Here is a 22,264-nt window from a genome sequence, read left to right on the forward strand (position 1 = left end):
TTGGAACTCTCTCGCGCCGGGTCTATCCTGCCGCCAGACAAAAAGAAAAGGGAGGAAACGAGATGGCTGACGGACACGCCGTGGGCGAACGCGCAAAATTCCGCGAAATGCTGGAAGGCACCCAGGAAGACTGGAATATCATCGCGGAGAATTCCCGCATCTTCAACAAAGGGCTCGCCAAGCGCGTGCTGGACCATCTCCGCCTGCTGGATGGCGATTTCGGCGGCTTCCCGATCGACCGTCTTCAGCATTCCCTGCAGACCGCGACGCGCGCCCATCGCGACGGGCGGGACGAGGAATATGTCGTCTGTGCCCTGCTGCACGATATCGGCGACACGCTGGGCAGCATGAACCATCCGGACGTGGCTGCCGCGATCCTGAAGCCGTTCGTCTCCGAAGCTAACCTCTGGATGGTCGCCAATCACGGCGCGTTCCAAGGCTATTATTTCTTCGAGTATCTCGGCCTCGACAAGAACATGCGCGAGCAGTTCAAGGACAGCCCGCACTACCAGCGCTGCGCCGAGTTCTGCCACAAATACGATCAGGCCGCTTTCGACCCTGACTATGAAAGCGAACCGCTGGAATTCTTCGAGCCGATGGTGGAGCGGGTCTTCTCCAAGCCAAAGAATTCCATGTACCTGCGCAAGGCGGAGTAGTCCGCAGGCGAACCGAAAAAAATGGCCCGTATCCAGTGGGATACGGGCCTTTCTTTATGCGGTCTGCTGTATCAAGCCGATCAGCTTTCCTTCACGTCGCATTTGCCGGGATAGGCGACGCTGACGCCTTCGGCATAGGCTTCGCAGCGATTGCCATAGGTCTTGCCGTCGCAACCACACACCGGGCGGTATTCCTTGGTGCAGATCGGGCCTGTTTTCCGGCAGACACCGGAGGCATCCGCGATCGACTGGCAGGCGCCGTCTTCATAGATGCAGGTCAGGCCGTCATCGCACTGGAAGGCGGCGATGCCCCCGCACATGGCGCCTTCGCCGTTGACCGGCGTATCGACCGGTGTTTCTGCGGGCGCCTCAACAGGCGCGGCCACTTCATCGGCAGGAACGGCCCGGTCCGGAACGACGCCAGGTTCGAGAAACCAGGCGCAACCGGCTAATAATATTGGGGAAAACAAAAGAACGGCGAGGCGCATGGGATTCTCCTTTCGGGAGAATAGCCTGCGCCTCGCCGTCATTTTTGGCAAGTCTGACGCCGGGCGGTTAGCCTTGGCCTTTGCCTTCAGCGACGAGCGAGAACATGTTCGCGCCGTGCTGGCCGCCCGAGGTGAAGGCCGGCAGCGTCTTGCTGGTGTCGGTGATCTCGTCCCACTTGGCGGCCACGGCTTCAGCGGTCAGTTCTTCGCCCTGACCGACATAAGCGCCGCGGGTTTCGACGATGCGGGCCATCGAGAAGGCACCGGCGCCGGCCGACAGGATCAAGCCGGTCGGGGCGTCGTCTTTCACCAGGTTCATCACGCCCGGCGTGACGTATTCCGGCTTCAGCTGCTCAAGGGCTTCCGGCGGCATCAGGCCTTCGGTCATGCGGGTTGCGGCGACCGGGCAGACAGCGTTGATCTTGATGTCGTTCTTGGCGCCTTCGATTTTCAGCGTGTTCATCATGCCGACCACGCCCAGCTTGCCAGCGCCGTAGTTGGCCTGGCCGAAATTGCCGTAGAGACCGGTGGAGGAGGTGGTCACGACGATACGGCCATAGTTCTGCGCCTTCATGATGTCCCATGCGGCGTGAACCGGCAGGAAGGTGCCGCGCAGGTGAACAGCCAGAACCAGATCGATGTCCTGGGTCGTCATTTTGGAGAACGACTTGTCACGAAGGATGCCTGCATTGGCGATGATGATGTCGATGCGCCCCCATTTGGCCATCGTGTCATCGATCATTTTCTTCACGCCGGCCTCGTCGGAGACGGACGAACCATTGGAGATGGCTTCGCCGCCCATGGCTTCGATTTCCTTGACCACGGCTTCAGCGGCGTCGGAGCTGCCGCCGGAGCCGTCCATCGACGCGCCGAGGTCGTTGATGACCACTTTTGCGCCGCGGCGGGCGAGTTCGAGGGCGTGGCAGCGGCCAAGACCGCCGCCGGCACCCGTAACAATGGCAACGCGACCGTCAAAACGGATGTCAGACATGGGCTTTCTCCTGAAAAGTTTGGGGGTTTCAGACCAGACGCTAACGTGAACGTCAAGCATCTACCCTGCGTCAGCCCTTGCGCGTGTTGTCGCGGCGTGATTGCGTTCAATCACAACCTGCGCAGGAGGAACGCGCCATGCTCGCTTACATTACCCTTGGAACCAACGACAAGGAGAGGGCAGTGGCCTTCTACGACGCCATCATGGAAGTGATGGGCGGCCGCCGCGTGTTCGCCACGCCGAAGCTCCAGTTCTATGGCGTCAGCCCCGGCGCACCGATGATCGCGATCGGCCCGCCCTATGATGACCAGCCGGCCACGGTCGGCAATGGCGTGATGCCGGCGCTCGCCGTCGACAGCAAGGAAATGGTCGACAAGGTCTACGCCAAGGCCCTCGAACTCGGCGCCCCCAGCGAAGGCGAACCCGGCCAGCGCCAGCCGACCTTCTACGGCGCCTATTTCCGCGACCCCGACGGCAACAAGATCTGCGTCTGCAAGCTGGGTTAGGCGGCCACGTCTCCTCCCAGCGGGGAGGAGACTTCACGGCGCGCCGAAAATCTGACCGAGCTTCTCATTGGCGTTTTGACACCAGTAGCAATTTTCTTCCGGGGCGAGTTCAAGAGCTTTTCTGAAGGCATCCGCCGCCTCGGCGGACTGGCCGCAGGCCAGAAGGCCTTCTCCCAGACTGTCCCTGAGGTTGCCGTCGGTGGGAAACAGGTCGGTGTTCAGCTGCAGCAGAGCCGTCGACCAATCGCACTTGTCTTCCCTCAGCAGCTGGAAACCAACGCGGTTCAGGATGGCTGCGTTTTCCAGCGGCCGGCCAAGCCCTGTTTCCATGAATGACGGCAACCCGCCTGCCTCTGATGCCGTGTGGCCGTCCATGAAACGGTAGACGAGTTCATAGCTCAAAGGCGCGATGGGCGGCGGCACATAGCTCTCATCGCGGGCCATCCTGGCGAGATGCCAGGCAATCGAATCTGCAGACTCCGGCTGGGACACATTTGTCAGCAAGATGACGACCAGATCCTCGTCCACAAAACGGATGAAGTCAGCAAAGAAAAGGCCGTTCGATCCATTGTGCGTGATAATGCGGCCGCCATCGTTCGTGCTCTGAATACTCCAGCCATAGCCGTAGAATGTCGTGTCTTTCTCGTTTTCCGGAACGTGGGGCGTTTGGAGCAGGGCAACGGTTTCCGGGGCCAGAACTGTTCCGTCGCGCAGGGCCTTGTGCCAATTGTAGAGATCGCCGGTCGTGGAGTGAAGGTCGCCTTTGCCGATGCCGAACCAGGTAACCGGGCCGACGCCCCATTGCTGGAATGTATTGCCCCAGCTTTTCCAGGCGCCTGTTGGCAGGTCGAAATAGTATCCGTTCGCGATCCGCTCGGAGCGCCAGTCCGGTTGAAGATAGCCGGTCTGGCTCAAGCCCGCAGGCTCCAGCAGGTGCTGCTGGAGATAGGCTTCAAAGGTCTGGCCGGACACCTGCTCTACAATGGCTGCCAGCAGGACATAGCCGGTATTGGCATATTCGTGGCGTGTGCCGGGATCGGTCGCGAGGGTTGAGGCAAAGAAGGCTGCCAGGAAGTCTTCCTTGCTGGCTGGATCGTAGCGAAAGCCGAGGTCCTGACGGGAAATGCCGGCCGTATGGGTCAGCAGCTGGTGCACCGTGATCCCGGCCTTATCTTCAGGCACGTTTTCGAACAGCGCGCCGAGCGTATCGCTGAGGTCGAGGTGTTCATGTTCGACGAGTTTGAGGATTGCTGCCGCAGTGAACTGCTTGGTTACCGAGCCGATATTGAACACGGTTTCCGGAGTAACCTTCACGCCAGACTCATAGTCGGCAAAACCATACCCTTTGGAGAACAGCACCTCATCGCCTCTGGCGACCAGTACGGCGCCTGAGAAATGACTGGTTTCGGCAGCGGAAAGAAATGCGTCGAGCCGTTGCGACAGCTGAGACGTCTCTTGAGCTGGAGCCGAACAGGCCATCAGAAAGGCCAGTACGGGAACGCCCATGGCCATCATGGCGGCCATGAAAGGAGCACGCAGTTTCATTGGGGTCTGTTCTCCTCGGCAACGGTCAGTCCGTCTCTGAAGAGTCGGCGCCAGGAGCCTGAATGCTGAGGCGGATACCTACCCATCGCGGCTGGTGGCGTCAAACAGCGGTTGAGCACGGCAAATAATCGGCGAACGCGCTGCCTGCAGGACTGCCGCCAGCAAACCATTGCACCTGCCGCGCACATCAAAGCTTCCCCTACGGCGAGCGCGCGTTTAATCCATAGGGTTCAGTTCTTCGGGGAAGGGAGACAGGGCCGGGATGAACATCATGGGTTTCGAATGGGGCTGGGACAATGCCCGCGCGCTTCTCGGCATTGCCATGATCTATGGCCTCTGCTGGGCCTGGTCTGAAAAACGCAAGCTGTTTCCGTGGAAAGTCGTGATCGGTGCCACGGTCATGCAGTTCGTCTTCGCGCTGATCCTGTTCGGTATTCCGTTCATCCGCTCCATCCTGTTCCGGGCCAATGATGTGGTCGATGGCCTGCAGGCCGCGACCCGCGCCGGCACCGGCTTCGTGTTCGGTTATGTCGGGGACAATGTCGCCGGGGCCGAGCTGATGGACGGCACGCCCCCGCCGCTCTTCTTCTTCCAGATCCTGCCCATCGTGATTGTTGTGGCCGCGCTGTCGGCGATGCTCTGGCACTGGGGCATCCTGAAATGGATCACCAATGGATTCGCCTTTATCTTCCGGCGCGGCATGGGTCTTGGTGGGGCAACGTCGCTGGCCGTCTCCGCCAACGTTTTCATGGGCATGACCGAGGCACCGGTCCTGATCCGGCCTTACATCAAGGGCATGACGCGCTCGGAACTGCTGATCATGATGACAGCCGGTTTTGCGACCATCGCGGGCTCGGTTCTCGTCGTGTACGGCTCGTTCCTCGAAGGCAAGATGGCGAACCCGTTGGCCCAGCTGCTGACGGCCTCCATCATGGCCGCACCCGCCGCTGTCGCCGTGGCGCTCACCATGATCCCGGAAACCACGCCCGCGACCGAGCGGATGAAAGAGCCGGACTTCAACTACGCCTCCACCATGGACGCCTTCTCGCGCGGCGCGACCGATGGCCTGCAGATCGTGTTCAATATTGCCACGATGCTGATCGCGGCACTCGCGCTGCTCTGGCTGGTCAATGCCGGTCTCGGCGCCCTGCCAGACGTTGCGGGCGCACCGCTTTCCATCGAGCGTGTCCTCGGCTGGATCTTCGCCCCGCTCATGTACATGGTCGGCGTGCCGATGGAGGAAGCTGCGAAGTCTGGCTCCCTGATGGGCGTGAAGACGGTGCTGACCGAATTCGTCGCCTTCCTGCAGCTGGCCGAAGTACCGCCGGACGCGATGGACCCGCGCACCCGCATGATCACCGCCCACGCGGTTTGCGGTTTCGCGAATTTCGGCTCCATGGGCATCCTGATCGGCGGCCTGTCGATCATCGAGCCGAGCCGCCGCGATGACTTCCTCTCCCTGTCCTGGCGCACGCTGGTGGCGGGCACGTTCGCGACCTGCCTGTCGGCCGCTGTCGTCGGCGCGCTGCCTTACCAGCTGTTCGCCGGGCACGCTGGCTGACCGGCTGACAAAAGCCTGACACACAGGCGTGACCGACTGGCCCTTGCGTGCCGCTGCGGCACGTACGAAACACAAGGCTTCCGCTTGGGAGGAAGCGTTCATGTTGCATTATCGGAATCCTTTGGCCGTGAGTTCCGCATTGCCTGTTAAGGGGCTAGGGGTCCGCGTGGCAGGTGCGGTGGTAGGCCTTTGCGGCGGCTGCCTGACTGTTTCGGGAACAGCGTTTGCCGAACAGAACTTGGATACGTCCGCGCCAGCGTGCACTGAAAAGGTTATGTCGACACAGGCTGACAACTGCGTCGATGAGGACGGCAATTTCATGTATTGGCGGTCTGTGGATCGTCTTTCGCCGATTGAAGTCTGGGGCGACCGGGACGCCACTGATCCGGGAAGCTATTCCGCTGTCGACGCCTCCGAAATAGATGCCACCGCTGCCGACCATCCCGCCGAAATCCTGAACCAGTTGCCCGGCGTGAACGTGCAGATGAATTCCGGGCAGGAACACCTGATCGCCATCCGATCGCCGGTCCTGACGGGCGGGGCAGGGCAGGGCAGCTTCCTGATCCTTGAGAACGGTGTCCCCACCCGCTCCCCTGCCTTCGGCAACGTCAATTCCCTGATCGAACCGCACCACGAGATCGCCGATGCGATCGAAGTCGTTCGCGGGCCGGGCAGTGCGAAGTACGGTTCCAATGCCGTACACGGACTGATCAATGTCATCCTGCCGGAACCGGGCGAAGGCAGCGAGTTCCGCGCCTCCTACGGCACGCTCGGGCGCTGGCGTACCGACATGAAGCTGGATGAGGGCCAGCACTGGCTGTTCAATCTCTCCCTTCAGAAAGACACTGGCTGGCGCGACAACACAGACGTCAGCCAGCAGAAACTTTCCGTCGTCGGCAAGTTCAATCCGGGCATATGGGACGCAACCGTCTGGCTGTCCGGCCAGAACCTCGAACAGGAATCCGGCGGCTATATCGTCGGCACCGATGCCTACAAGGACGAGGACATCGCAAAGACGAACCCCGATCCGGACGCCTGGCGCAACGCCTGGTCCGCCCGACTCGGCGCACGTCTCGAACGCCCCCTGTTCGACGGCACGCTGGTCCTGATGCCCTATGCGCATTCGCAGGCGATGATCTTCTCGCAGCACTTCCTGCCCAATGGCGGCGTGGAGAAGAATGGCCACACCGGCGGCGGCGTCATGATGCGTTACGAACAGCCGCTCTCCGAGCAGGTTACATGGCGCGTTGGCACGGACCTTGATGCCGCGAGCGGATACCTGCGTGAGATCCAGCCGGAGCCTTTCGGCTTCTTCCCCGGTGACTCCCGTTTCCCGCAAGGCGTTCACTACGACTATGATGTCGACACAACCGTCGCCGCGGTGTGGACCGAACTTGAATGGTCGGTGTCGGAGGACTTCCGCATCCTCGCGGGCCTGCGCGGTGAGAGCCATGACTATGACTATTCGACCAAGGCGCCCGCCGGCATCAATGGCCGGTTCAACGTGCCCGCCGACCGGTCGGACTCTTTTGAGTTCGTGACGCCGAAGCTCGGCGCCGTCTGGTCTGTCTCAGACGCGGTCGATCTCTATGCCAACTATGCCCGCGGCGCGCGCGCGCCGCAGGTGTCGGATCTCTACCGCCTGCAGAACCTGCAAGTCGTCGGGCAGAACGACACCGAAACGCTGGACAGTGTCGAAGTCGGCGCGCGCGGCGCGGCGCTCGACGGGCGGCTGGTCTTCGATGTCGCGGCCTACTGGATGGACAAGGAGAATTACTTCTTCCGCGACTCCGACGGCCTGAACGTCACCGACGGTTCAACGGAACACAAAGGCGTCGAAGTCTCCGCGGCTTATGAGTTCACCGATACGCTGTCCCTGTCGGGCAATGTGTCGTGGTCGGATCAGACCTACACGTTCGACCGGATCGTGGCGTCTGCCTCCAGCAGCATTCTCGATGGCAACGAGATCGACACCGCACCGGAATGGCTCGCCAATGCGCGCCTGAACTGGCAGGCGACGGACCGCCTCGCCCTGTCGCTGAATGTCGAACATGTGGGCGAATACTTCACCGACCCCGGCAACCAGAACACCTATCCCGGCCACACATTGCTCGGCGCCCGCGCAGCCTGGGCGTGGACGGATACGCACACGGTCTGGATCAATATCCGCAACCTGACGGACGAGCGCTATGCCGACCGGGCGGATGTTTCTTTCGGCAATCCGCGGTACTTCCCCGGAGAGCCGGTAAATGCCACTGTCGGGATCAGCCGGACATTCTAGAGAGATAATCAGGAGGACACCCATGAAGCTCTATCACAGCCCGATGGCGCCGAACCCGGATCGCGTGGTCTATTTCCTGCGCGCCAAGGGCAAATTGGATGCGGTTGAGATCGAGGAAGTCTCGATCATGAAGCAGGAGCACAAGACGGCGGAATACCGTGAAGTCTCCCCCTTTTCGCAGGTGCCCGCCCTGATCCTGGATGACGGAACGAAGATCACTGAGAGCCGCGCGATCTGCACCTATTTCGAAGGCATCTTCCCGGAACCGAACCTGATGGGTGCCGACCCGAAGGAGAAGGCCCTGATCGAGATGTGGGACCGGCGCGTGGAACTGATGTTCTTCATCCAGTTCGCCACCTGGTTCCGCAATGCCCATCCCATGATGGCGCCGCTGGAAGTGCCGCAAAGCGCCGAGGCTGCTGCAAAGGGTGAGAAGGCCGCGAAGAAAATGGCTGAGCGGTTCGACGCTCATCTTGCCGATAATGAATTCCTTGCCGCCGGCCGCTTCTCCATCGCGGACATCACGCTCTTCATCGCCTGCGGTTTCTGCGGCGTGATGAAGTATGCGCCGCACAAGGAGCATGCCAATCTTGGCCGCTGGTATGAGGCCATGAAGGCGCGCGGTTTCGCGGGCTAGGCCATCGCCTCGGCGATCAGCTGGTAGGAGCGGATACGGTCTTCGTTGTGCTCCGCCAGCGTCAGGATGAACAGCTCGTCCGCGCCATGCTCGCCAGCAAAAGCGGTGAGGTGTCCGGCGACGTCCTCCGCGGCACCGATGACACCGCGTCCTTCGGCCGCCGCTAGCGCTTCGGGTGAAGCGGCGGCGATTACGGCATCAGCTTCCGTTGACGGAACGAAAGCGCGGAAGTCGCCTGTGCTGCGGGCGAGGTTCCACGCGATGGCCGGCTTCGACAAGCGGCGGGCTTGCTCTTCGGTCTCGGCGGCGAGCGCCACAAGGCCGACGGCAGCGTAGGGTTCGGACGCGAAAGGCGACGGCTGGAACGTTTCCCTGTAAGCGGTGAGCGCTGCGCCCGCCCCGCCCGGCGCCAGGAAATCCGCAAAGGCAAGCTTCAGGCCCATCGCCCCGGCAAAGGCGGCCGAGTCCGGTGAGGAAGACAGCATCCACATATCGGGGCGCTGGCCCCGCGGACCAACATGGATGCCCGTCGCGCGATGCCCCTCCGGCAGGGGCGTCTCTCCGCTCGCATCCAGCATCCAGTCCATCAACATGCGCAGCATGGTCGGGAAGGCCTGCGCGCCCGGGCCGAGCAGGGCAGCAGATGTGCGCGGGTCCGCCCCGGTTGCCCGGCCGACACCCAGTTCGATCCGCCCCGGCGCCAGCGCCTCCAGCGCGCAGAACTGCTCGGCCACCTTCAGCGGCGAATAGTTCGGCAGCATCACACCGCCCGAGCCGAGTTTCAGGTGCTGTGTGCGTTGGGTCAGCACGGCGATCAGCACTTCCGGCGCGGCGCCGGCAAAACTGCGCGCATTGTGATGCTCCTGCACCCAGAAAGACCGCCATCCCCGGCCATCCAGCAATTCGGCCAGCGCCAGTGTGTTCGCAAAGGCCTCTGCGGCGGTCTGACCCTCGAACAGGGGGGATGGATCAAGTATCGACAGGACTGGTTTCATGGCCCCCGTGATGCGCTATGCATGGGGTCAAAACAAGACGAGGAAACGATTCATGCGTATCTTGGCGGCGTCCCTTATTCTCATGCTGGCAGCCTGCGCGCAGGCCTCATCGTTTGGTCCGCAAGTCCGGGCCGTGCCGATGGATCAGTTGAGAGCGGCGGCGCCATCCGGCCAGCTGTCCGGTGTGGCCCAGCCGAAGGCCTATCGGGTGGATATGACGGTCGATCCGCGGGAGACGACCTTTTCGGGCCATGTCCAGATCGATGTGAACCTGATGACCTCCGCCGCCGGCATCTGGATGCACGGGGCGGACCTCGATGTCTCCTCGGTCCAGGTTACGGCAGGCGGAGAGACCCGCCCGGCCAGCTGGACGGAAGTCGATCCGACTGGCGTTGTCTGGGTAGGTTTTCCGAACCGAGTGCATGCGGGCCACATCACACTCGCCTTCGATTATACAGCCGCCTTCGATGTGAACCTCGCAGGCCTGTTCCGGGTCGACGAGAAAGGCGAAGCCTATGCGCTCGCCAAGTCCGAAAGCATTCAGGCGCGACGCTTCCTGCCAAGCTTCGACGAGCCGGGTTTCAAGGCCCCGTTCGATATTACGCTGACCGTGCCGGACGACATGCTGGCCATCGGCAACACACCGATTGCCTCCCGTGTTCCGGCCCGGCCCGGTTATGACCGGGTGACCTTCCTGCGTACCCGTCCGTTGTCGACCTATCTCCTGTCGGTCGCGGTGGGCAATTTCGAGAAGGTGTCCGCCGGTACGATCCCGGTCAATGCCTGGCGCGACTGGCCGATCCCGCTCAGCGGCTACGCCCGGGCTGGCAAGGGCGACGAGCTGGAGGCGATCCTTTCCTATACGCCCGCCGTGGTCGAATTCTTCGAAGAGGCGCTGGAACAACCCTATCCTTATGAGAAGCTGGACATCATCGCCGCGCCGCAATGGCCGTCGGGCGCCACCGAGCTCGCCGCTGCGATCACCTACCGGGAAAGCGTGATCCTTGCGAACGACAAGGCCGGGGCAGGTTTCCTGCGGTCGATGAAAGGCATTCATGCGCATGAGTTGTCGCATATGTGGTTCGGTGATCTGGTTACCCCGCCATGGTGGGACGATCTCTGGCTGAAGGAAGGCATCGCCAGCTGGGCCGAGCCTGCCGTGCTGGGGTTCCTGGAGCCAGACGGCGGACACAATATCCAGGCGGTGGTCGACGCCATTGCAGCGATGGAACTGGACAGCCTGTCCAGTGCCCGCGCCGTGGCCCAGCCGATCACGGAAAATGCGGATATCCGCAATGCCTACGACTCGATCACCTACAACAAGGGGCAGGCCGTCCTGTCCATGGTGGATGCCTGGTTCGGGCCCGACCAGTTCCGCCCGGCACTTGGCAGGTACATCGCCGAATATGCCGACAAGGCCGCCGATAGCGAACAGTTCTTCCGGGCGATCGGGCATACGACCGGCAATCCCGATATCGGCCGTTCACTGAAGAGCTTTGTGACGCAGAATGGTGTGCCGCTGCTGGAGACCGAGCTTCAATGTACGAGCAGCGGTGCGAAAGTTGTCCTGCAGCAGAGCCGCTATCGGCCGCTTGGCTCAGATGCCGATCCGGACCGTCGTTGGGTGATCCCGGTTTGTGTTTCCTGGCGTGAGGGCGGCGAGACCGGACGGTCGTGCACACTGATGAAAGCCCGCCGTCAGGTCCTGCCCCTGAACGGGGCGCACTGCCCGGACGCTTATCACCCGAATGCAAATGGCACCGGTTATTATCGGTTCAATATGGCCGCGGCCGGTTGGGACAAGCTGATCGCTGCCCTGCCGGAGATGACCGCGACGGAAGCGCTGACGGCCATAGATAGCGGAGAAGCCGACCTGGCCGCCGGAGAGATGGATGCCGCCACGCTCCGCCGCCTGCTCGCGGCCGGTGCGCAACATGACGACGCGGCCGTCGCGTCAGCGGTGCTGAATGTCTATTCGGACCTGATGGACCGGCTGGAAGGCGCGGATGCCGCTGGGCTGGTCGCCGATGCCGAGGTGGCTTCAGATCGCCTTCGTGTGCGCATGATGGCGGGCGACAAGGATGCTGAATTGAGTGCCAACCTGACCAAGTTCGATGCCACCATTCTGAAACGTGAAGACGTGCGGGCAGAACTGGCCGCTGAAATGGACCAATGGCTCAGCGATCCGGATGCGGATGTGAATCTCTCCAGCGACCTCTACGCGTCAGGATTGTTGGTCCTGCTCGATGAAGGCGGGCAGGCGGCTTATGACCGTGTGCTGAAGGCCTATGACGAAATCGATGATCCGGCATTCGGCCAATCGGTTGCGTTGGCACTCGGCAATGTGACCGATCCGGATCAGGCGGCCCGCACGCGAGGCCTGATCGCCTCAGCAGAGCTGGGGCCGCGCGAAACCTACACGATGGCACTGTTGCAAATGCGGGCCCCGGAAACGCGCGATGCGATGTGGGCCTTCCTTGAGGCCAATTTCCCTGCCTTCGTGAAAGCCATCCCGACCCAGTGGCAACGCCGTACCCCGCGGCTGGCAGCGTATTTCTGCGATACCGACGGGCTCGATGCGCTGAACGCCCTGTTCGAGGAATACGGCGATCTTGCCGAGGGGCATGCACGCGAACTTTCGCTGGCACAGGAGAAGATCAATCTCTGCATGGCCCAGAAGGCCGCGACGCAGGCAGACCTTGAGGCTGCCTTCGCCGCGCCTTGATCGGCGAATGGCCTAGGTGTGGACTCTCAACAGGTTGTCCTCGGAGAGACCGAGTCGACTGATGGGTGTTTGATTTTTAATCCCGCCATGCGGTCGATGGAAGTTGTATCGATGCGTCCAGTCATCGAGGCATGCGGCTCTGTGGTCTGATGTGTCGTAGGATTTTGCGTAGGCCCATTCCCTGAGGGCGGTCTGGATGAAGCGTTCGGCTTTTCCGTTCGTCCGGGGCGTGTAGGGTTTGGTGCGGACATGTCTGAGGCCGAGCTCACGACAGGTATTCCTGAAGGCGTCAGACCGATAACATGCCCCATTGTCTGTCATCACACGCCGGACGGTAATGCCGAGGCGATTATAGTAAGCCACGCAGGCCTTCAGGTGATCGACGGCACTGGGGGCTTTTTCGTCAGGATGGATCTGGTTGAAGGCGACGCGGGAGGCATCGTCCACGGCGACATGGACGTACTCCCAGCCGACACCACGATGGAGAGACTTGCTCTTGCGGCTTCCGGTGATGCGATGCCCGGGGCGCCCGAAGCGGCCGAGTTTCTTTATGTCGATGTGGATCATGTCGCCGGGATTTGGGTGCTCGTAGCGGCGGGACGGTTCAGGCGGATCGAGATCCCTCGCCCGGCTGAGCCTTGCAGCGCGGAGGATCCGACTGACTGTGGCTGGCGAGACCTTGCATCGGTGGGCGATCTCATGTCCCGGCAAGCGTTGACGACGCAGCTTGAGGATCCTCTCCACGGTCGCGCCGGGCGTAGGGCGATACAGCCGGTGCGGACGCGAGGAACGCTCCCTGAGGCCGTCGGGGCCCTCAGCAAGGAAGCGGTTCACCCACTTGCTGACCGTCTTGCAACAGACGCCAAAGGCCTGGGCGACGCGGCTTCGGCTTTCTCCTTCCTCGATCACACGCCGGACAATCTCGGCTCGACTATGAGGTGTGGTGCGGGCATTCTCGTGGATGTCCATTCGGTGTCCTTTCCTGGAGTTGAAGTCTCGCAACCTCAATCTCCTCGGTCAGGCCCGAATGGACAACCTATTGAAAGATCACACCTAGGCGTTTTTAATCGTCAGGCCGCCATCGACCGGGATGAAAACGCCTGTCATGAAGCTGGCGGCCGGCAGGACACAGGACAGGGTCATGTTGGCCACCTCTTCCGGAATGCCGTAGCGGCGCAGCGGCACGCGGCGCTTGGCGTAAATTTCCTTATGCTCGTCCGGAATGCCAGCGGTAATGCCGGTGCGGATCGGGCCGGGGCAGATGCAGTTCACTGTGATGCCTTCGCGGCCAAGGTCGACCGCGAGGCCGCGGGTCAGACCGATGACGCCATGCTTGGCAGCGACATAGGGTGAGTTGCCCGGCGTCGCGCCAAGACCTTCCGTAGACGCGACATTCACGATCCGGCCATAGCCTGCCTTGCGCATATAGGGCAGCGCGGCGCGAATGGCGCGCTGGTGGCTGGTCAGCATGACATTCAGGGTCGGGCCCCAGGAGTCCTCATAGGATTCCTCGGCGACATCGGCGAACATGGCGAAGCCGGCATTGTTGACCAGGATTTCCAGCCCGCCGAAATGGGCCGCCGCCTCGTCGATCACGCGCTTGATCGTGTCCTTGTCGGACACATCCATCGCCCAGCCTTCGACATGGTCGATGCCAGCGGCCTTGATCTCGTCAACCACGGCATCGACGGCGTCCTGCTTCAGGTCCGTGACGGCAACGTTTGCACCTTCGCGGGCAAAAAGGTGTGCGGTCGCCCGGCCCATGCCGCTGGCGGCGCCGGTGATAAGGGCGGTCTTGCCTTTGATAGACCGCGAAAGCGCTTCATAGGGCGGCTGGCTCATAGGGGTTTCCTCTCTCTTCTTTTCTTGATTGTCCCGGAGAAGTTCAGGACGGGGCGTCCATCTTCTCCGGTGATGATTCCTCGGATGAAGCTCAGCGAACCGCCGTCGCGCAAAACGTCTCCGCGCGCTTCCAGCCGTTCATTCTCCAGGACCGCGTCAATGAACTCCGACGTGAAGGCGACCGTGACGCCGGTGAATCCATCCGTCGTGCCATGCCCGATGGCGAACAGCGCGAAATCGGCAAAACTCATCAGGCAGCCGCCATGCACGACGCCGTTTGCGTTCATATGTTTGCGTTTCACCCGGAATGCGGCGACTGGACCATTTTCATCAACCTTGAAATAGAACGGCCCGGCCGTCTCGTGTTCAAATGGATCATCCGTCCATGTGAGCCAGCCTGAAAACTCGCCTGATTTCTCGATTGTTTTGGTCACATCGCCTCCCAGCATTACGGGCGGCACGATACCGCACGGTTACCCTTCGACAAGCGTGCCGTTGGGGAATAGATTGTGCGGGCAAACAGTCAGAATGAATTGAAAAGGAAGCAGACCATGGCCTTCGACGCCGAGATCCGCGACGCCCTCATCGAGCAAGTGCGCCGCTTCGTGACCGAAAAGTGCGTGCCCGCCGAAGCCGAAGTCGCAGAGAATGACGAAGTCCCGCAGTCGATCGTGGACGAGATGAAGTCGCTCGGCCTGTTCGGTATCGCCGTGCCGGAGGAATACGGCGGCCTGCAGCTGGACATGGAGACAGAAGCGCTGGTGGCCATGGAACTCGGCCAGACCTCGCCGGCCTTCCGTTCCGTTGCGGGCACCAATATCGGCATCGGGTCGCAGGCCCTCGTCCTGTTCGGCACCGAGGAGCAGAAGCAGCGGTGGCTGCCGGGGGTCGCTTCAGGCGACCTGATCGCCTCCTTTGCGCTGACCGAGCCCGAAGCTGGCTCCGACGCCGCGGGCCTCAAGACGAAAGCCATCCGTGATGGGGATCACTACGTCTTCAACGGCACCAAGCGCTTCATCACCAATGCCAACAAGGCGGATATTTTCACCGCCATGGCTCGCACCGATCCTGACACGCCCGGCGCCAAGGGCGTTTCGGCCTTTGTGGTCGAGCGCAACACGCCCGGCGTTTCCGTCGGTGTGCCGGAGAAGAAGATGGGCCAGCAGGGCGCCCATATCTGCGACGTGATCTTCGAGGATGCCCGCGTGCCGGCGTCCAACATGATCGGCAAGGAAGGCGAGGGCTTCAAGGTCGCGATGAGCGTGCTCGATAAGGGCCGCCTGCACATCTCGGCTGTGGCGACCGGCGTCTCCAAGCGCCTCATCCGCGAAATGGTGAACTACGCGCTGGAGCGCAAGCAGTTCGGCAAGCCGATCATGGAGCACCAGATGATCCAGGCGATGATCGCCGACAGCCAGGCGGAGACCTATGCCGCCGAGTGCATGATCATGGATGCGGCCCGCCGCCGCGATGCAGGCGAAGACGTGACCCTGCTCGCCTCGTCGACGAAGCTGTTCGCCACCGAGGCGTGCGGCCGCGTGGCTGATCGCGCGGTGCAGGTGTTCGGCGGTGCCGGCTACGTCTCCGACTATGGCATCGAGCGCTTCTACCGCGACGTGCGTATCTTCCGCCTCTATGAAGGCACCAGCCAGATCCAGCAGATCATTATCGCCCGCGAGCTGGCCCGCGCCGCCAAGACCGGCAAGCTCTAGGCAAATTGGATTTTCAGACCCCGCCGGCGACCGGCCGTTTCCGGAGCTTCGGTTCCTGCCGGCGGGCGAATTCCATGACAGGCTTTTCGATCAGCAAGTAGGACACAAGTCCGACAATAACGCAGACTGCCAGAATTGGCAGGATCCAGGACACGGCTGGTAGGCGTTGGATCAGACCAAGCTTTTCCAGGATCGCCACGCTGGCGCCGATGGTGAAGAAATGGGAGAGATAGAGGCTGTAGGAGCTGTTGCCGACGACCACCAGCCAGTGCGGCCATTTCAGACCGGCCGGCAGACCCTTCGTACCAAAGGTCAGGGCAAAGATGATCAGGGCCGAAGGGATACCCAGCAAGACAACCCGCTCCTGTCCGGCAAAGGCCGGCATATGCCAACCTATGGCATACCAGGCGAAAGCGAACAGGGTGAGGCCGAGGCCCAAGGCCCAGTGGAACCGGGTGCGGAACTGCAGGTACAGGCCTGCGATCACCGCGCCGGCCAGGAATTCGAGGATCATGGGGTTCGACCAGTAGTCGAGATAAAACGGCATCTGCGTGTGGAACAGCGCCCGCGCCACGACAAGACCGATGAACACCACCGCCAGCGCGCCAATCGCCCGCCACATTTTCAGGCCGATCACGAAGGTGAAGGTGACGTAGAACATCATCTCATACAGCAAGGTCCAGCCGACCCCGAGCAGGGGGCCGAGTGCGCCGTCCGGGTTCGGCCAGGGTATGAACAGGTAGGACGCGATCGTATGTTCGGGTGACGTTTTCACCGACGCGGCCAGAGACGGGGCTGCGAGCACGATGGCCAGCATCAGGCTGGTGTACACCCAGTAGATGGGCACGATCCGGGTTATGCGGCGGTAGAAGAAATTGGGCCGGTAGGAAGCATTCCCGAAATGCCTGCCCGTCACAAAGACAATGATGAAACCGCTGAGCACGAAGAACAGGTCGACGCCCGACCTGAGATCGTACCAGACATTTTCGAACATGTGCGTGCCGAATACGGGATCGAGCTCGTGGAATATGTGAGCCAGCGCCACAATCATCGCGGCATAAGCCCGAAGCACCTGCAGCTGGTTAAGTTGAGCCTTGTTCGAGGATGCCAAACATCCCTCCCGCATTCTACAAAAGGAGACCGGCGCTGGCATTTCAGCGCAGCCGGACCAGAAATATCCTTGCTGACGCCCCGTTCCGGTGCAAGCCCTGTGCCATGGAGGGGCTCACAAGCGGGTTGCGTCTTGCCCCCGGAGCGTCACAATAACGGGAAAACAGACAAGGGAAATGAAATGGCAGACGTAGGCGATATTCAACCGGCCACGGCGTCCGATGTTGGACTTAATGCGGATCGCCTCGCGGCGGTTCCGGACTTCTTCGAGAAGAACTATCTCGACACCGGCAAGCTGCCCTGCATGGCGACACTGGTTTCCCGCAATGGCGAGATCGCGCTGGAAGATTATCGTGGCACGACCGAATTCAATGGCGGCAAGCCCATCGGCCCGGAAACGATCTTCCGCATCTATTCGATGACCAAGCCGATCACCTCGCTGGCCGCGATGATGCTGTTCGAGGAAGGCAAGCTGCGTCTCGAACATGACGTCGCCCGCTACATTCCCGAATTTGCCGATGTCGAAGTTTTCGACAGCGGCAGCCGCGAAGACTACAAGACACGCAAGCCTGACCGGCCGATGAAAGTGCTGGACCTGTTCACCCACACATCCGGCCTCACCTATGGCTTCATGATGCAGTCGGAAGTCGACGCGCTTTACCGGAAGGAAAAGATCGGCCGGCCGGACGAGACGCTGCAGGACATGGCGCGCCGCCTCGCAAAACTGCCGCTGGAATGCTCGCCGGGCGACGAGTGGTGGTACAGCCACTCCACCGACGTGCTGGGCGCCATCGTCGAAATCGCCTCCGGAATGGAGCTGGACGAATTCTTCCGGGAGCGGATCACTGGTCCGCTCGGCATGGTCGATACGGAATTCTGGGTACCGGAAGACAAGATCGACCGGCTGATGGCCTGTTATGAGCGCCACCCGATCACGGGCGAAGTGAAACAGTCAGACGGTGCGGGTGCCTCCTCGAAACTCTATTCGAAGCGTCCGAAACTGCTGAATGGCGGCGGCGGCCTCGTCTCCACGGTGCGCGACTACCACCGGTTCTGTCTCATGCTGCTGCGCGGCGGCACGCTGGACGGCGCCCGCATCATCAGCCCCAAGACCTGGGAATTCATGCGCCAGAACCATCTGCCCGGCGGGCAGACGATCCGGGAAATGGGCCGGTCCCTGTTCAGCGAAGTGATCACCGGCGGCACGGGCTTTGGCCTCGGCGGCTCGGTCGTCACCGATGTTGTGGATACGCAGCAGCCGGGCAGCGAAGGCACGTTCAGCTGGGGCGGCCTTGCCTCCACCTTCTTCTGGATTGATCCGGAAGAGGAACTCATCGGTATCCAGATGACCCAGCTGATGCCCTCCTCGTCCTATCCGATGCGGCCCCAGTTCCAGCAACTGGCTTACGCGGCGGTTGATTGGTGATCCTCTTCAGGCAGCTTTTTACGGTCTTTTTCCTGGTGCTTCTCGCGGCAGGCTCGGCGCAAGCGCAGTATTGGGCAAGCTACAAGCATGTGCACTCCTCCGCCGGGGAGATGTATCAGGACTTCATCGGGCGTCCGTATCAGGATGTTGATGACGAGCGTGCAGCGCTTCGCGACTTTTCTGACCGCTACATGGCGCTTTCCGGCCCAGACGGGGATAAGTGCTTTTACGGTTGCGGGGCGGGTCGCGCAGGGAATGGCCCGAATATCACCCGTCCGGAGTTCCGTTCGTATCTGGCGTACACGGCTATCGCCGAAGCGGCAGTCAGCAGAAATCTTCCGGGCGAGGCGGTGGACGCCCTGTCCGCGGCGGCGCAGCTTGTTGAAGACTGGAGAGCGGAAAGTACAGCGGCTATGTCTGGTTTGACGCTTTTGGACGGGCCTCGTTCGGAGGCTGACCAGAAAGTTCTGTCATTCTTGGCAGACAGGGGGTGGGTTTATAATTCTGGCTGCTTGGTATTCGATGCGCCGTTTGACGAACTTGCCGGCCACATCGACGAAATTGCTCTGACAGTGTCGCAATTACCATCGACTTCAAAAGCCGATTCAGATCGGCTGAACTCCCTGCGGGCGACCCTGCCTGAATTGGGGCGTGACGTGTGGGCGGGCGTGATGCAACCTTAGCGCCCCATCGTGACGTTGCCTGATGTTCCCCCGCCGCAACAACGGCCCAGCGCCCGGCTCATCATTCTTGATCAGGCGGGCTGGGCGCTGCTGTTCCGGTTCCGCTTTCCGGATCGGACTTTCTGGGCGACGCCCGGCGGTGCGGTGGATGAGGGCGAATCCTATGAGGAGGCCGCCCGGCGGGAACTGGCGGAAGAGACAGGCTTCACGGGTGAACTCTCTGCCGAAGTGCACCGCCGCTATGTGGTGTTCACCGGCCCATTCGGGAACCGTGTGGAGGCGGACGAACGTTACTTCTGTCTGCGTGTGGCGTCTCGCGATGTGGACCGGTCCGGCTGGGAGCCGGTGGAGCAGGAAATGATTGAACAGGTTTCCTGGCTCACATCCGATGATATCCGAGCCTTGCAGGATCCCGTGTTTCCGGAGAACTTCGCCGATCTTGTCGATCAACTGAAGGAAACGCCCCAGACATGAGCGAGCCATCCACCAACCCTGTCCGCGAAGCGATCCTCGAGCTGACCGAGACGGCCGGTCCCGGCAAGTCGATCAGTGCGGAGCAGGCGGCCCGGGCCGTCAGCGACAAGAATTTCCAGCGCGTCCTGAAGGATGTGCGGGCCGAGGCGATCCGCCTGCACAAGGAAGGCACGGTCCTGATCTACCGGAAGGGCAAGCCGGTGGAGGACCCGGAAGCCTTCAAGGGCGTCTACCGGCTCGGGCGCCCCGCGGCGTCCTGATGGCAAAGCCGCCAGACCCGTTCCATGAATTCGTGATGGAGCTGTTCGCGCCGATGGGGCCGGTCAGCGTCCGGCGCATGTTCGGCGGCGCGGGTGTCTTCAAGGACGGGCTGATGTTCGCGCTGCTGGCGGATGACGTCATCTATCTGAAGACCGATGCGGCTCTGCGCGCGGAACTGGAAGCAGAAGGCTGCGAGCCCTTCATCTGGACCCGGCCGAGCGACGGCAAGCAGACGGACATGGGCTATGTCAGCTTGCCGCCGGACGCGATGGACGAGGCAGACCTCGCCAGCGAATGGGGCCGCAAGGCGTTCGCCGTGGCACTGGCCGCAAAAGCGAAAAAGCGCAAATAGGGCCCGTCAGACGCCGCTATACACGGCGTTTACACGGTCTTTACATTGGATTTAAACGGTCTGAAGGGCGACTTATCCAACACCGGAATTCTCTTTACGGTAGTAAAAACTATTCTCCGTAGCGGCGCAGTTCGCTCTTCGCCCGGCCCTTGGTCACCGTCACGACGTAGAGCCTGTCATACTCTGTGGCCTCCACGATCGGGGCGCCGGGCTTGCCGCCAAGCAGGCCCACAAGATCTGGTATCGTATTGGAATGGCCGACGACCAGAATCGTGCCGGGGGTGGATTTCAGCCGGGTTGCGAAGGCGGCCTGGCGGTCGGCATCATAGATCTGGATGGGAAGGCCGGTGCGTTTCGAGGCCGGTTTGGCGGTCTCGATTGTGCGTTTCGTGTCGGTTGACCAGATATCAGTCAGGCTCACATCCTGTAGTCGCTGCGACAGGATCTCGGCGCGGGCACGACCCACGATGGTCAGGTCCGGATTATCACCGGCCTGTTTTTCCGCGTGACGGACAAGGTAGATGGTCGTGTCTGGAACAGCAGGCGCGCTGGCACATGCGCCGAGGGCCAGGAAGGAAAGCGCGGCAATGGCGCCGCGGCGCGTCAGGCTCATGCGGCGATGGGACGATCCATCGGTTCGTCGAGGGAGAAGGCCTCCGGCGTGGAGCCGTGTTCTCTCAGGTGCTGCAGCTTTTGCCATCCGTCCTCCAGGGTCACTCTCTCTTCCTTCGGCGCCCACCACATCACGAAGCTCGGGCCGGCAGAACGGTCGATTTCCGCCGCCAGGCGCCGCATGCTCGGCGGGTGAGTCCGTCCGGAATACGAGAATTCCCGAAGGCGCTCAAGCGAAGCCCAGCCCCCCATTGTCGACACATCCGGTGCCCCCATGCCTTCCGGATATGGAAAAATTCCGTCCAAAGGCATCCACACACCGTCAGGACGGCGCACGCCGTGGCGGTGGAAATGCAGGCCTTCAAAATCAGCGGCATCCGCAAAAACACGCGGCATGATGCTTACAAAAACTCGAATAAACTCATTTTCCAGACTGAACGCCCCAATTGGGCGCGCGCAGTTGAAATGAACAAGGCGATAATCCATCCCCAGCCTCCTGAATGGGAAGGAAATACCGAGAAGGAATTACCCCATTCTTAAAGGCCGGTCGGTAGAGAGTATAAATCTTAGGTTACTTTCCGTGGAATTCGGCCGGGCGCTTTTCGAGGAAGGCCTTCACGCCCTCCGCGAAGTCCGCCGTCCGGCCCGCGGTGCGCTGTGCCATGCGCTCTGCGTGCAGGGCATCGCCCATCCCGGTTTCGGTGGCATCCCAGATCAGCTTGCGCATGCCGGCCAGGGCCACGGTCGGGCCTGTCGACAACGTTTCCGCCCATTCCATGGCGGCTGCCATCAACTGGTCATCCTCGACCACTTTGTTGATCATGCCCCACTCCAGTGCCTTGTCTGCAGGGAGTTTTTCGCCGAGCAGAGCCATCTCCATGGCGCGGACACGGCCGACATTGCGGGCCAGAAGCCAGGTCGAGCCGCCATCCGGCACCAGACCGATGCGGCGGAAGGCCTGCATGAAATAGGCGCTTTTCGCGGCCACGATCAGGTCGCCCATCAGGCCGATCGAGCAGCCGACACCGGCAGCCGCGCCGTTGATCGCGGTGATCACCGGATGGGGGTGCTCGCGGATGGCGATAACCATCGGATTGTAGTGAGTATCCAGCGGACGGCCGGCATCCGGCTTGGAGCCAGGATGGCTGAGGGACGGGCCCGAGACCTTGCCGAGATTGGCGCCTGAGCAAAAGCCCCGGCCATTGCCCGTGATGACGGTGCAGCGGGCTTCATCAGCCGCCTTTTCGAGGGCGTGCAGCATCTCCTGAGCAGTATCGACACCGCAGGCATTCATCGTTTTCGGATCGTTGAAGGCGATGACCGCGATATTGCCCTTCAATTCATAGGAAATCAGCTCGTAGCTCATGGTCGCCCTCCCTTTGGCGTGTCTGGTGATCTGACGGCAAT

At 61.7% G+C, this 22,264-nt stretch carries 23 protein-coding genes; 12 read left to right on the forward strand and 11 right to left on the reverse strand.

The window, feature by feature from the left end; translation table 11 throughout:
* The first annotated feature begins 62 nt into the window (after window positions 1–62).
* Entirely contained in the window at window positions 63–656 is a 594-nt protein-coding gene (locus tag R3C98_RS13510) for an HD domain-containing protein (protein ID WP_371314594.1), read from the forward strand.
* 80 nt (window positions 657–736) lie between these two features.
* On the opposite strand, the gene R3C98_RS13515 is transcribed toward R3C98_RS13510, so the two are convergent.
* Entirely contained in the window at window positions 737–1,144 is a 408-nt protein-coding gene (locus R3C98_RS13515) for a Kazal-type serine protease inhibitor (RefSeq protein ID WP_371314595.1), read from the reverse strand.
* A 67-nt stretch (window positions 1,145–1,211) separates the two neighbouring features.
* Complete coding sequence (locus R3C98_RS13520) at window positions 1,212–2,135, reverse strand: SDR family NAD(P)-dependent oxidoreductase (RefSeq protein ID WP_371314596.1); 924 nt, start codon at window positions 2,133–2,135, stop codon at window positions 1,212–1,214.
* A gap of 137 nt (window positions 2,136–2,272) precedes the next feature.
* On the opposite strand from R3C98_RS13520, the gene R3C98_RS13525 reads away from it, so the two are divergent.
* Window positions 2,273–2,641, forward strand: a complete 369-nt coding sequence (locus R3C98_RS13525; protein ID WP_371314597.1) for a VOC family protein — start codon at window positions 2,273–2,275, stop codon at window positions 2,639–2,641.
* 33 nt (window positions 2,642–2,674) lie between these two features.
* Here the strand turns inward: R3C98_RS13525 and R3C98_RS13530 are convergent, their stop codons facing one another.
* Window positions 2,675–4,186: a serine hydrolase gene (locus R3C98_RS13530; RefSeq protein WP_371314598.1), complete on the reverse strand. Its 1,512-nt coding sequence runs from the start codon at window positions 4,184–4,186 to the stop codon at window positions 2,675–2,677.
* A gap of 262 nt (window positions 4,187–4,448) precedes the next feature.
* On the opposite strand from R3C98_RS13530, the gene R3C98_RS13535 reads away from it, so the two are divergent.
* The 3 genes from R3C98_RS13535 to R3C98_RS13545 all read left to right on the forward strand — a co-directional run bounded on the left by R3C98_RS13535 (window position 4,449) and on the right by R3C98_RS13545 (window position 8,665).
* A complete protein-coding gene (locus R3C98_RS13535) occupies window positions 4,449–5,747 on the forward strand; it encodes a NupC/NupG family nucleoside CNT transporter (RefSeq protein WP_233348719.1) in 1,299 nt (432 codons plus the stop codon).
* Window positions 5,748–6,021: 274 nt separating this feature from the next.
* Window positions 6,022–8,028: a TonB-dependent receptor gene (locus tag R3C98_RS13540; protein WP_371314599.1), complete on the forward strand. Its 2,007-nt coding sequence runs from the start codon at window positions 6,022–6,024 to the stop codon at window positions 8,026–8,028.
* A 22-nt stretch (window positions 8,029–8,050) separates the two neighbouring features.
* Window positions 8,051–8,665 (forward strand): glutathione S-transferase family protein, encoded by a 615-nt coding sequence (locus R3C98_RS13545; protein WP_371314600.1) that lies wholly within the window; start codon window positions 8,051–8,053, stop codon window positions 8,663–8,665.
* On the opposite strand, the gene R3C98_RS13550 is transcribed toward R3C98_RS13545, so the two are convergent.
* Entirely contained in the window at window positions 8,662–9,660 is a 999-nt protein-coding gene (locus tag R3C98_RS13550; RefSeq protein WP_371314601.1) for an MsnO8 family LLM class oxidoreductase, read from the reverse strand. The genes R3C98_RS13545 and R3C98_RS13550 overlap by 4 nt on opposite strands.
* Before the next feature lie 52 nt (window positions 9,661–9,712).
* On the opposite strand from R3C98_RS13550, the gene R3C98_RS13555 reads away from it, so the two are divergent.
* Entirely contained in the window at window positions 9,713–12,385 is a 2,673-nt protein-coding gene (locus R3C98_RS13555) for a M1 family aminopeptidase (protein WP_371314602.1), read from the forward strand.
* A gap of 12 nt (window positions 12,386–12,397) precedes the next feature.
* Here the strand turns inward: R3C98_RS13555 and R3C98_RS13560 are convergent, their stop codons facing one another.
* The 3 genes from R3C98_RS13560 to R3C98_RS13570 form a co-directional block, all read right to left on the reverse strand.
* Window positions 12,398–13,354: an IS481 family transposase gene (locus tag R3C98_RS13560; protein ID WP_371312574.1), complete on the reverse strand. Its 957-nt coding sequence runs from the start codon at window positions 13,352–13,354 to the stop codon at window positions 12,398–12,400.
* Window positions 13,355–13,438: 84 nt separating this feature from the next.
* Entirely contained in the window at window positions 13,439–14,227 is a 789-nt protein-coding gene (locus R3C98_RS13565) for an SDR family NAD(P)-dependent oxidoreductase (RefSeq protein ID WP_371314603.1), read from the reverse strand.
* Window positions 14,224–14,676 (reverse strand): PaaI family thioesterase, encoded by a 453-nt coding sequence (locus tag R3C98_RS13570; RefSeq protein WP_371314880.1) that lies wholly within the window; start codon window positions 14,674–14,676, stop codon window positions 14,224–14,226. Before R3C98_RS13570 ends, R3C98_RS13565 begins: the two co-directional genes overlap by 4 nt.
* A gap of 102 nt (window positions 14,677–14,778) precedes the next feature.
* Here R3C98_RS13570 and R3C98_RS13575 point away from each other — a divergent pair, with 102 nt between their 5' ends.
* Window positions 14,779–15,939 (forward strand): acyl-CoA dehydrogenase family protein, encoded by a 1,161-nt coding sequence (locus R3C98_RS13575; protein ID WP_371314604.1) that lies wholly within the window; start codon window positions 14,779–14,781, stop codon window positions 15,937–15,939.
* A gap of 13 nt (window positions 15,940–15,952) precedes the next feature.
* Here the strand turns inward: R3C98_RS13575 and R3C98_RS13580 are convergent, their stop codons facing one another.
* A complete protein-coding gene (locus R3C98_RS13580; RefSeq protein WP_371314605.1) occupies window positions 15,953–17,050 on the reverse strand; it encodes an acyltransferase family protein in 1,098 nt (365 codons plus the stop codon).
* Window positions 17,051–17,230: 180 nt separating this feature from the next.
* Here R3C98_RS13580 and R3C98_RS13585 point away from each other — a divergent pair, with 180 nt between their 5' ends.
* The 5 genes from R3C98_RS13585 to R3C98_RS13605 are packed head-to-tail and all read left to right on the forward strand — an operon-like array spanning window position 17,231 to window position 20,245.
* A complete protein-coding gene (locus tag R3C98_RS13585; protein WP_371314606.1) occupies window positions 17,231–18,475 on the forward strand; it encodes a serine hydrolase domain-containing protein in 1,245 nt (414 codons plus the stop codon).
* Window positions 18,469–19,158, forward strand: a complete 690-nt coding sequence (locus R3C98_RS13590; protein WP_371314607.1) for a hypothetical protein — start codon at window positions 18,469–18,471, stop codon at window positions 19,156–19,158. The genes R3C98_RS13585 and R3C98_RS13590 overlap by 7 nt, the downstream gene beginning before the upstream one ends.
* A gap of 9 nt (window positions 19,159–19,167) precedes the next feature.
* On the forward strand, window positions 19,168–19,632 hold the full coding sequence (locus R3C98_RS13595; RefSeq protein ID WP_371314608.1) for an NUDIX hydrolase: 465 nt from the start codon (window positions 19,168–19,170) through the stop codon (window positions 19,630–19,632).
* The gene (locus tag R3C98_RS13600) at window positions 19,629–19,892 is read left to right on the forward strand and encodes a DUF3253 domain-containing protein (RefSeq protein ID WP_371314609.1); all 264 of its coding nucleotides are present in this window, start codon (window positions 19,629–19,631) and stop codon (window positions 19,890–19,892) included. Before R3C98_RS13595 ends, R3C98_RS13600 begins: the two co-directional genes overlap by 4 nt.
* A complete protein-coding gene (locus R3C98_RS13605) occupies window positions 19,892–20,245 on the forward strand; it encodes a TfoX/Sxy family protein (RefSeq protein WP_371314610.1) in 354 nt (117 codons plus the stop codon). Before R3C98_RS13600 ends, R3C98_RS13605 begins: the two co-directional genes overlap by 1 nt.
* Before the next feature lie 109 nt (window positions 20,246–20,354).
* Here the strand turns inward: R3C98_RS13605 and R3C98_RS13610 are convergent, their stop codons facing one another.
* The 3 genes from R3C98_RS13610 to R3C98_RS13620 form a co-directional block, all read right to left on the reverse strand.
* Window positions 20,355–20,858 (reverse strand): phosphoglycerate mutase family protein, encoded by a 504-nt coding sequence (locus R3C98_RS13610; RefSeq protein ID WP_371314611.1) that lies wholly within the window; start codon window positions 20,856–20,858, stop codon window positions 20,355–20,357.
* Window positions 20,855–21,343 (reverse strand): DUF3291 domain-containing protein, encoded by a 489-nt coding sequence (locus R3C98_RS13615; RefSeq protein ID WP_371314612.1) that lies wholly within the window; start codon window positions 21,341–21,343, stop codon window positions 20,855–20,857. The genes R3C98_RS13610 and R3C98_RS13615 overlap by 4 nt, the downstream gene beginning before the upstream one ends.
* Window positions 21,344–21,428: 85 nt before the next feature.
* The gene (locus R3C98_RS13620) at window positions 21,429–22,223 is read right to left on the reverse strand and encodes an enoyl-CoA hydratase/isomerase (RefSeq protein WP_371314613.1); all 795 of its coding nucleotides are present in this window, start codon (window positions 22,221–22,223) and stop codon (window positions 21,429–21,431) included.
* Window positions 22,224–22,264: the final 41 nt, after the last annotated feature.

It is taken from the genome of Hyphomonas sp. (genome assembly GCF_041398465.1).
Taxonomy (GTDB): Bacteria; Pseudomonadota; Alphaproteobacteria; order Caulobacterales; family Hyphomonadaceae; genus Hyphomonas.

What these genes read in the sequence shown, in the direction of transcription:
- R3C98_RS13510 (WP_371314594.1), top strand. Translation starts at nt 63, where the DNA reads ATGGCTGACGGACACGCCGTGGGCGAACGCGCAAAATTCCGCGAAATG.
- R3C98_RS13515 (WP_371314595.1), bottom strand. Translation starts at nt 1,144, where the DNA reads ATGCGCCTCGCCGTTCTTTTGTTTTCCCCAATATTATTAGCCGGTTGC.
- R3C98_RS13520 (WP_371314596.1), bottom strand. Translation starts at nt 2,135, where the DNA reads ATGTCTGACATCCGTTTTGACGGTCGCGTTGCCATTGTTACGGGTGCC.
- R3C98_RS13525 (WP_371314597.1), top strand. Translation starts at nt 2,273, where the DNA reads ATGCTCGCTTACATTACCCTTGGAACCAACGACAAGGAGAGGGCAGTG.
- R3C98_RS13530 (WP_371314598.1), bottom strand. Translation starts at nt 4,186, where the DNA reads ATGAAACTGCGTGCTCCTTTCATGGCCGCCATGATGGCCATGGGCGTT.
- R3C98_RS13535 (WP_233348719.1), top strand. Translation starts at nt 4,449, where the DNA reads ATGAACATCATGGGTTTCGAATGGGGCTGGGACAATGCCCGCGCGCTT.
- R3C98_RS13540 (WP_371314599.1), top strand. Translation starts at nt 6,022, where the DNA reads ATGTCGACACAGGCTGACAACTGCGTCGATGAGGACGGCAATTTCATG.
- R3C98_RS13545 (WP_371314600.1), top strand. Translation starts at nt 8,051, where the DNA reads ATGAAGCTCTATCACAGCCCGATGGCGCCGAACCCGGATCGCGTGGTC.
- R3C98_RS13550 (WP_371314601.1), bottom strand. Translation starts at nt 9,660, where the DNA reads ATGAAACCAGTCCTGTCGATACTTGATCCATCCCCCCTGTTCGAGGGT.
- R3C98_RS13555 (WP_371314602.1), top strand. Translation starts at nt 9,713, where the DNA reads ATGCGTATCTTGGCGGCGTCCCTTATTCTCATGCTGGCAGCCTGCGCG.
- R3C98_RS13560 (WP_371312574.1), bottom strand. Translation starts at nt 13,354, where the DNA reads ATGGACATCCACGAGAATGCCCGCACCACACCTCATAGTCGAGCCGAG.
- R3C98_RS13565 (WP_371314603.1), bottom strand. Translation starts at nt 14,227, where the DNA reads ATGAGCCAGCCGCCCTATGAAGCGCTTTCGCGGTCTATCAAAGGCAAG.
- R3C98_RS13570 (WP_371314880.1), bottom strand. Translation starts at nt 14,676, where the DNA reads ATGCTGGGAGGCGATGTGACCAAAACAATCGAGAAATCAGGCGAGTTT.
- R3C98_RS13575 (WP_371314604.1), top strand. Translation starts at nt 14,779, where the DNA reads ATGGCCTTCGACGCCGAGATCCGCGACGCCCTCATCGAGCAAGTGCGC.
- R3C98_RS13585 (WP_371314606.1), top strand. Translation starts at nt 17,231, where the DNA reads ATGGCAGACGTAGGCGATATTCAACCGGCCACGGCGTCCGATGTTGGA.
- R3C98_RS13600 (WP_371314609.1), top strand. Translation starts at nt 19,629, where the DNA reads ATGAGCGAGCCATCCACCAACCCTGTCCGCGAAGCGATCCTCGAGCTG.
- R3C98_RS13605 (WP_371314610.1), top strand. Translation starts at nt 19,892, where the DNA reads ATGGCAAAGCCGCCAGACCCGTTCCATGAATTCGTGATGGAGCTGTTC.
- R3C98_RS13610 (WP_371314611.1), bottom strand. Translation starts at nt 20,858, where the DNA reads ATGAGCCTGACGCGCCGCGGCGCCATTGCCGCGCTTTCCTTCCTGGCC.
- R3C98_RS13615 (WP_371314612.1), bottom strand. Translation starts at nt 21,343, where the DNA reads ATGGATTATCGCCTTGTTCATTTCAACTGCGCGCGCCCAATTGGGGCG.
- R3C98_RS13620 (WP_371314613.1), bottom strand. Translation starts at nt 22,223, where the DNA reads ATGAGCTACGAGCTGATTTCCTATGAATTGAAGGGCAATATCGCGGTC.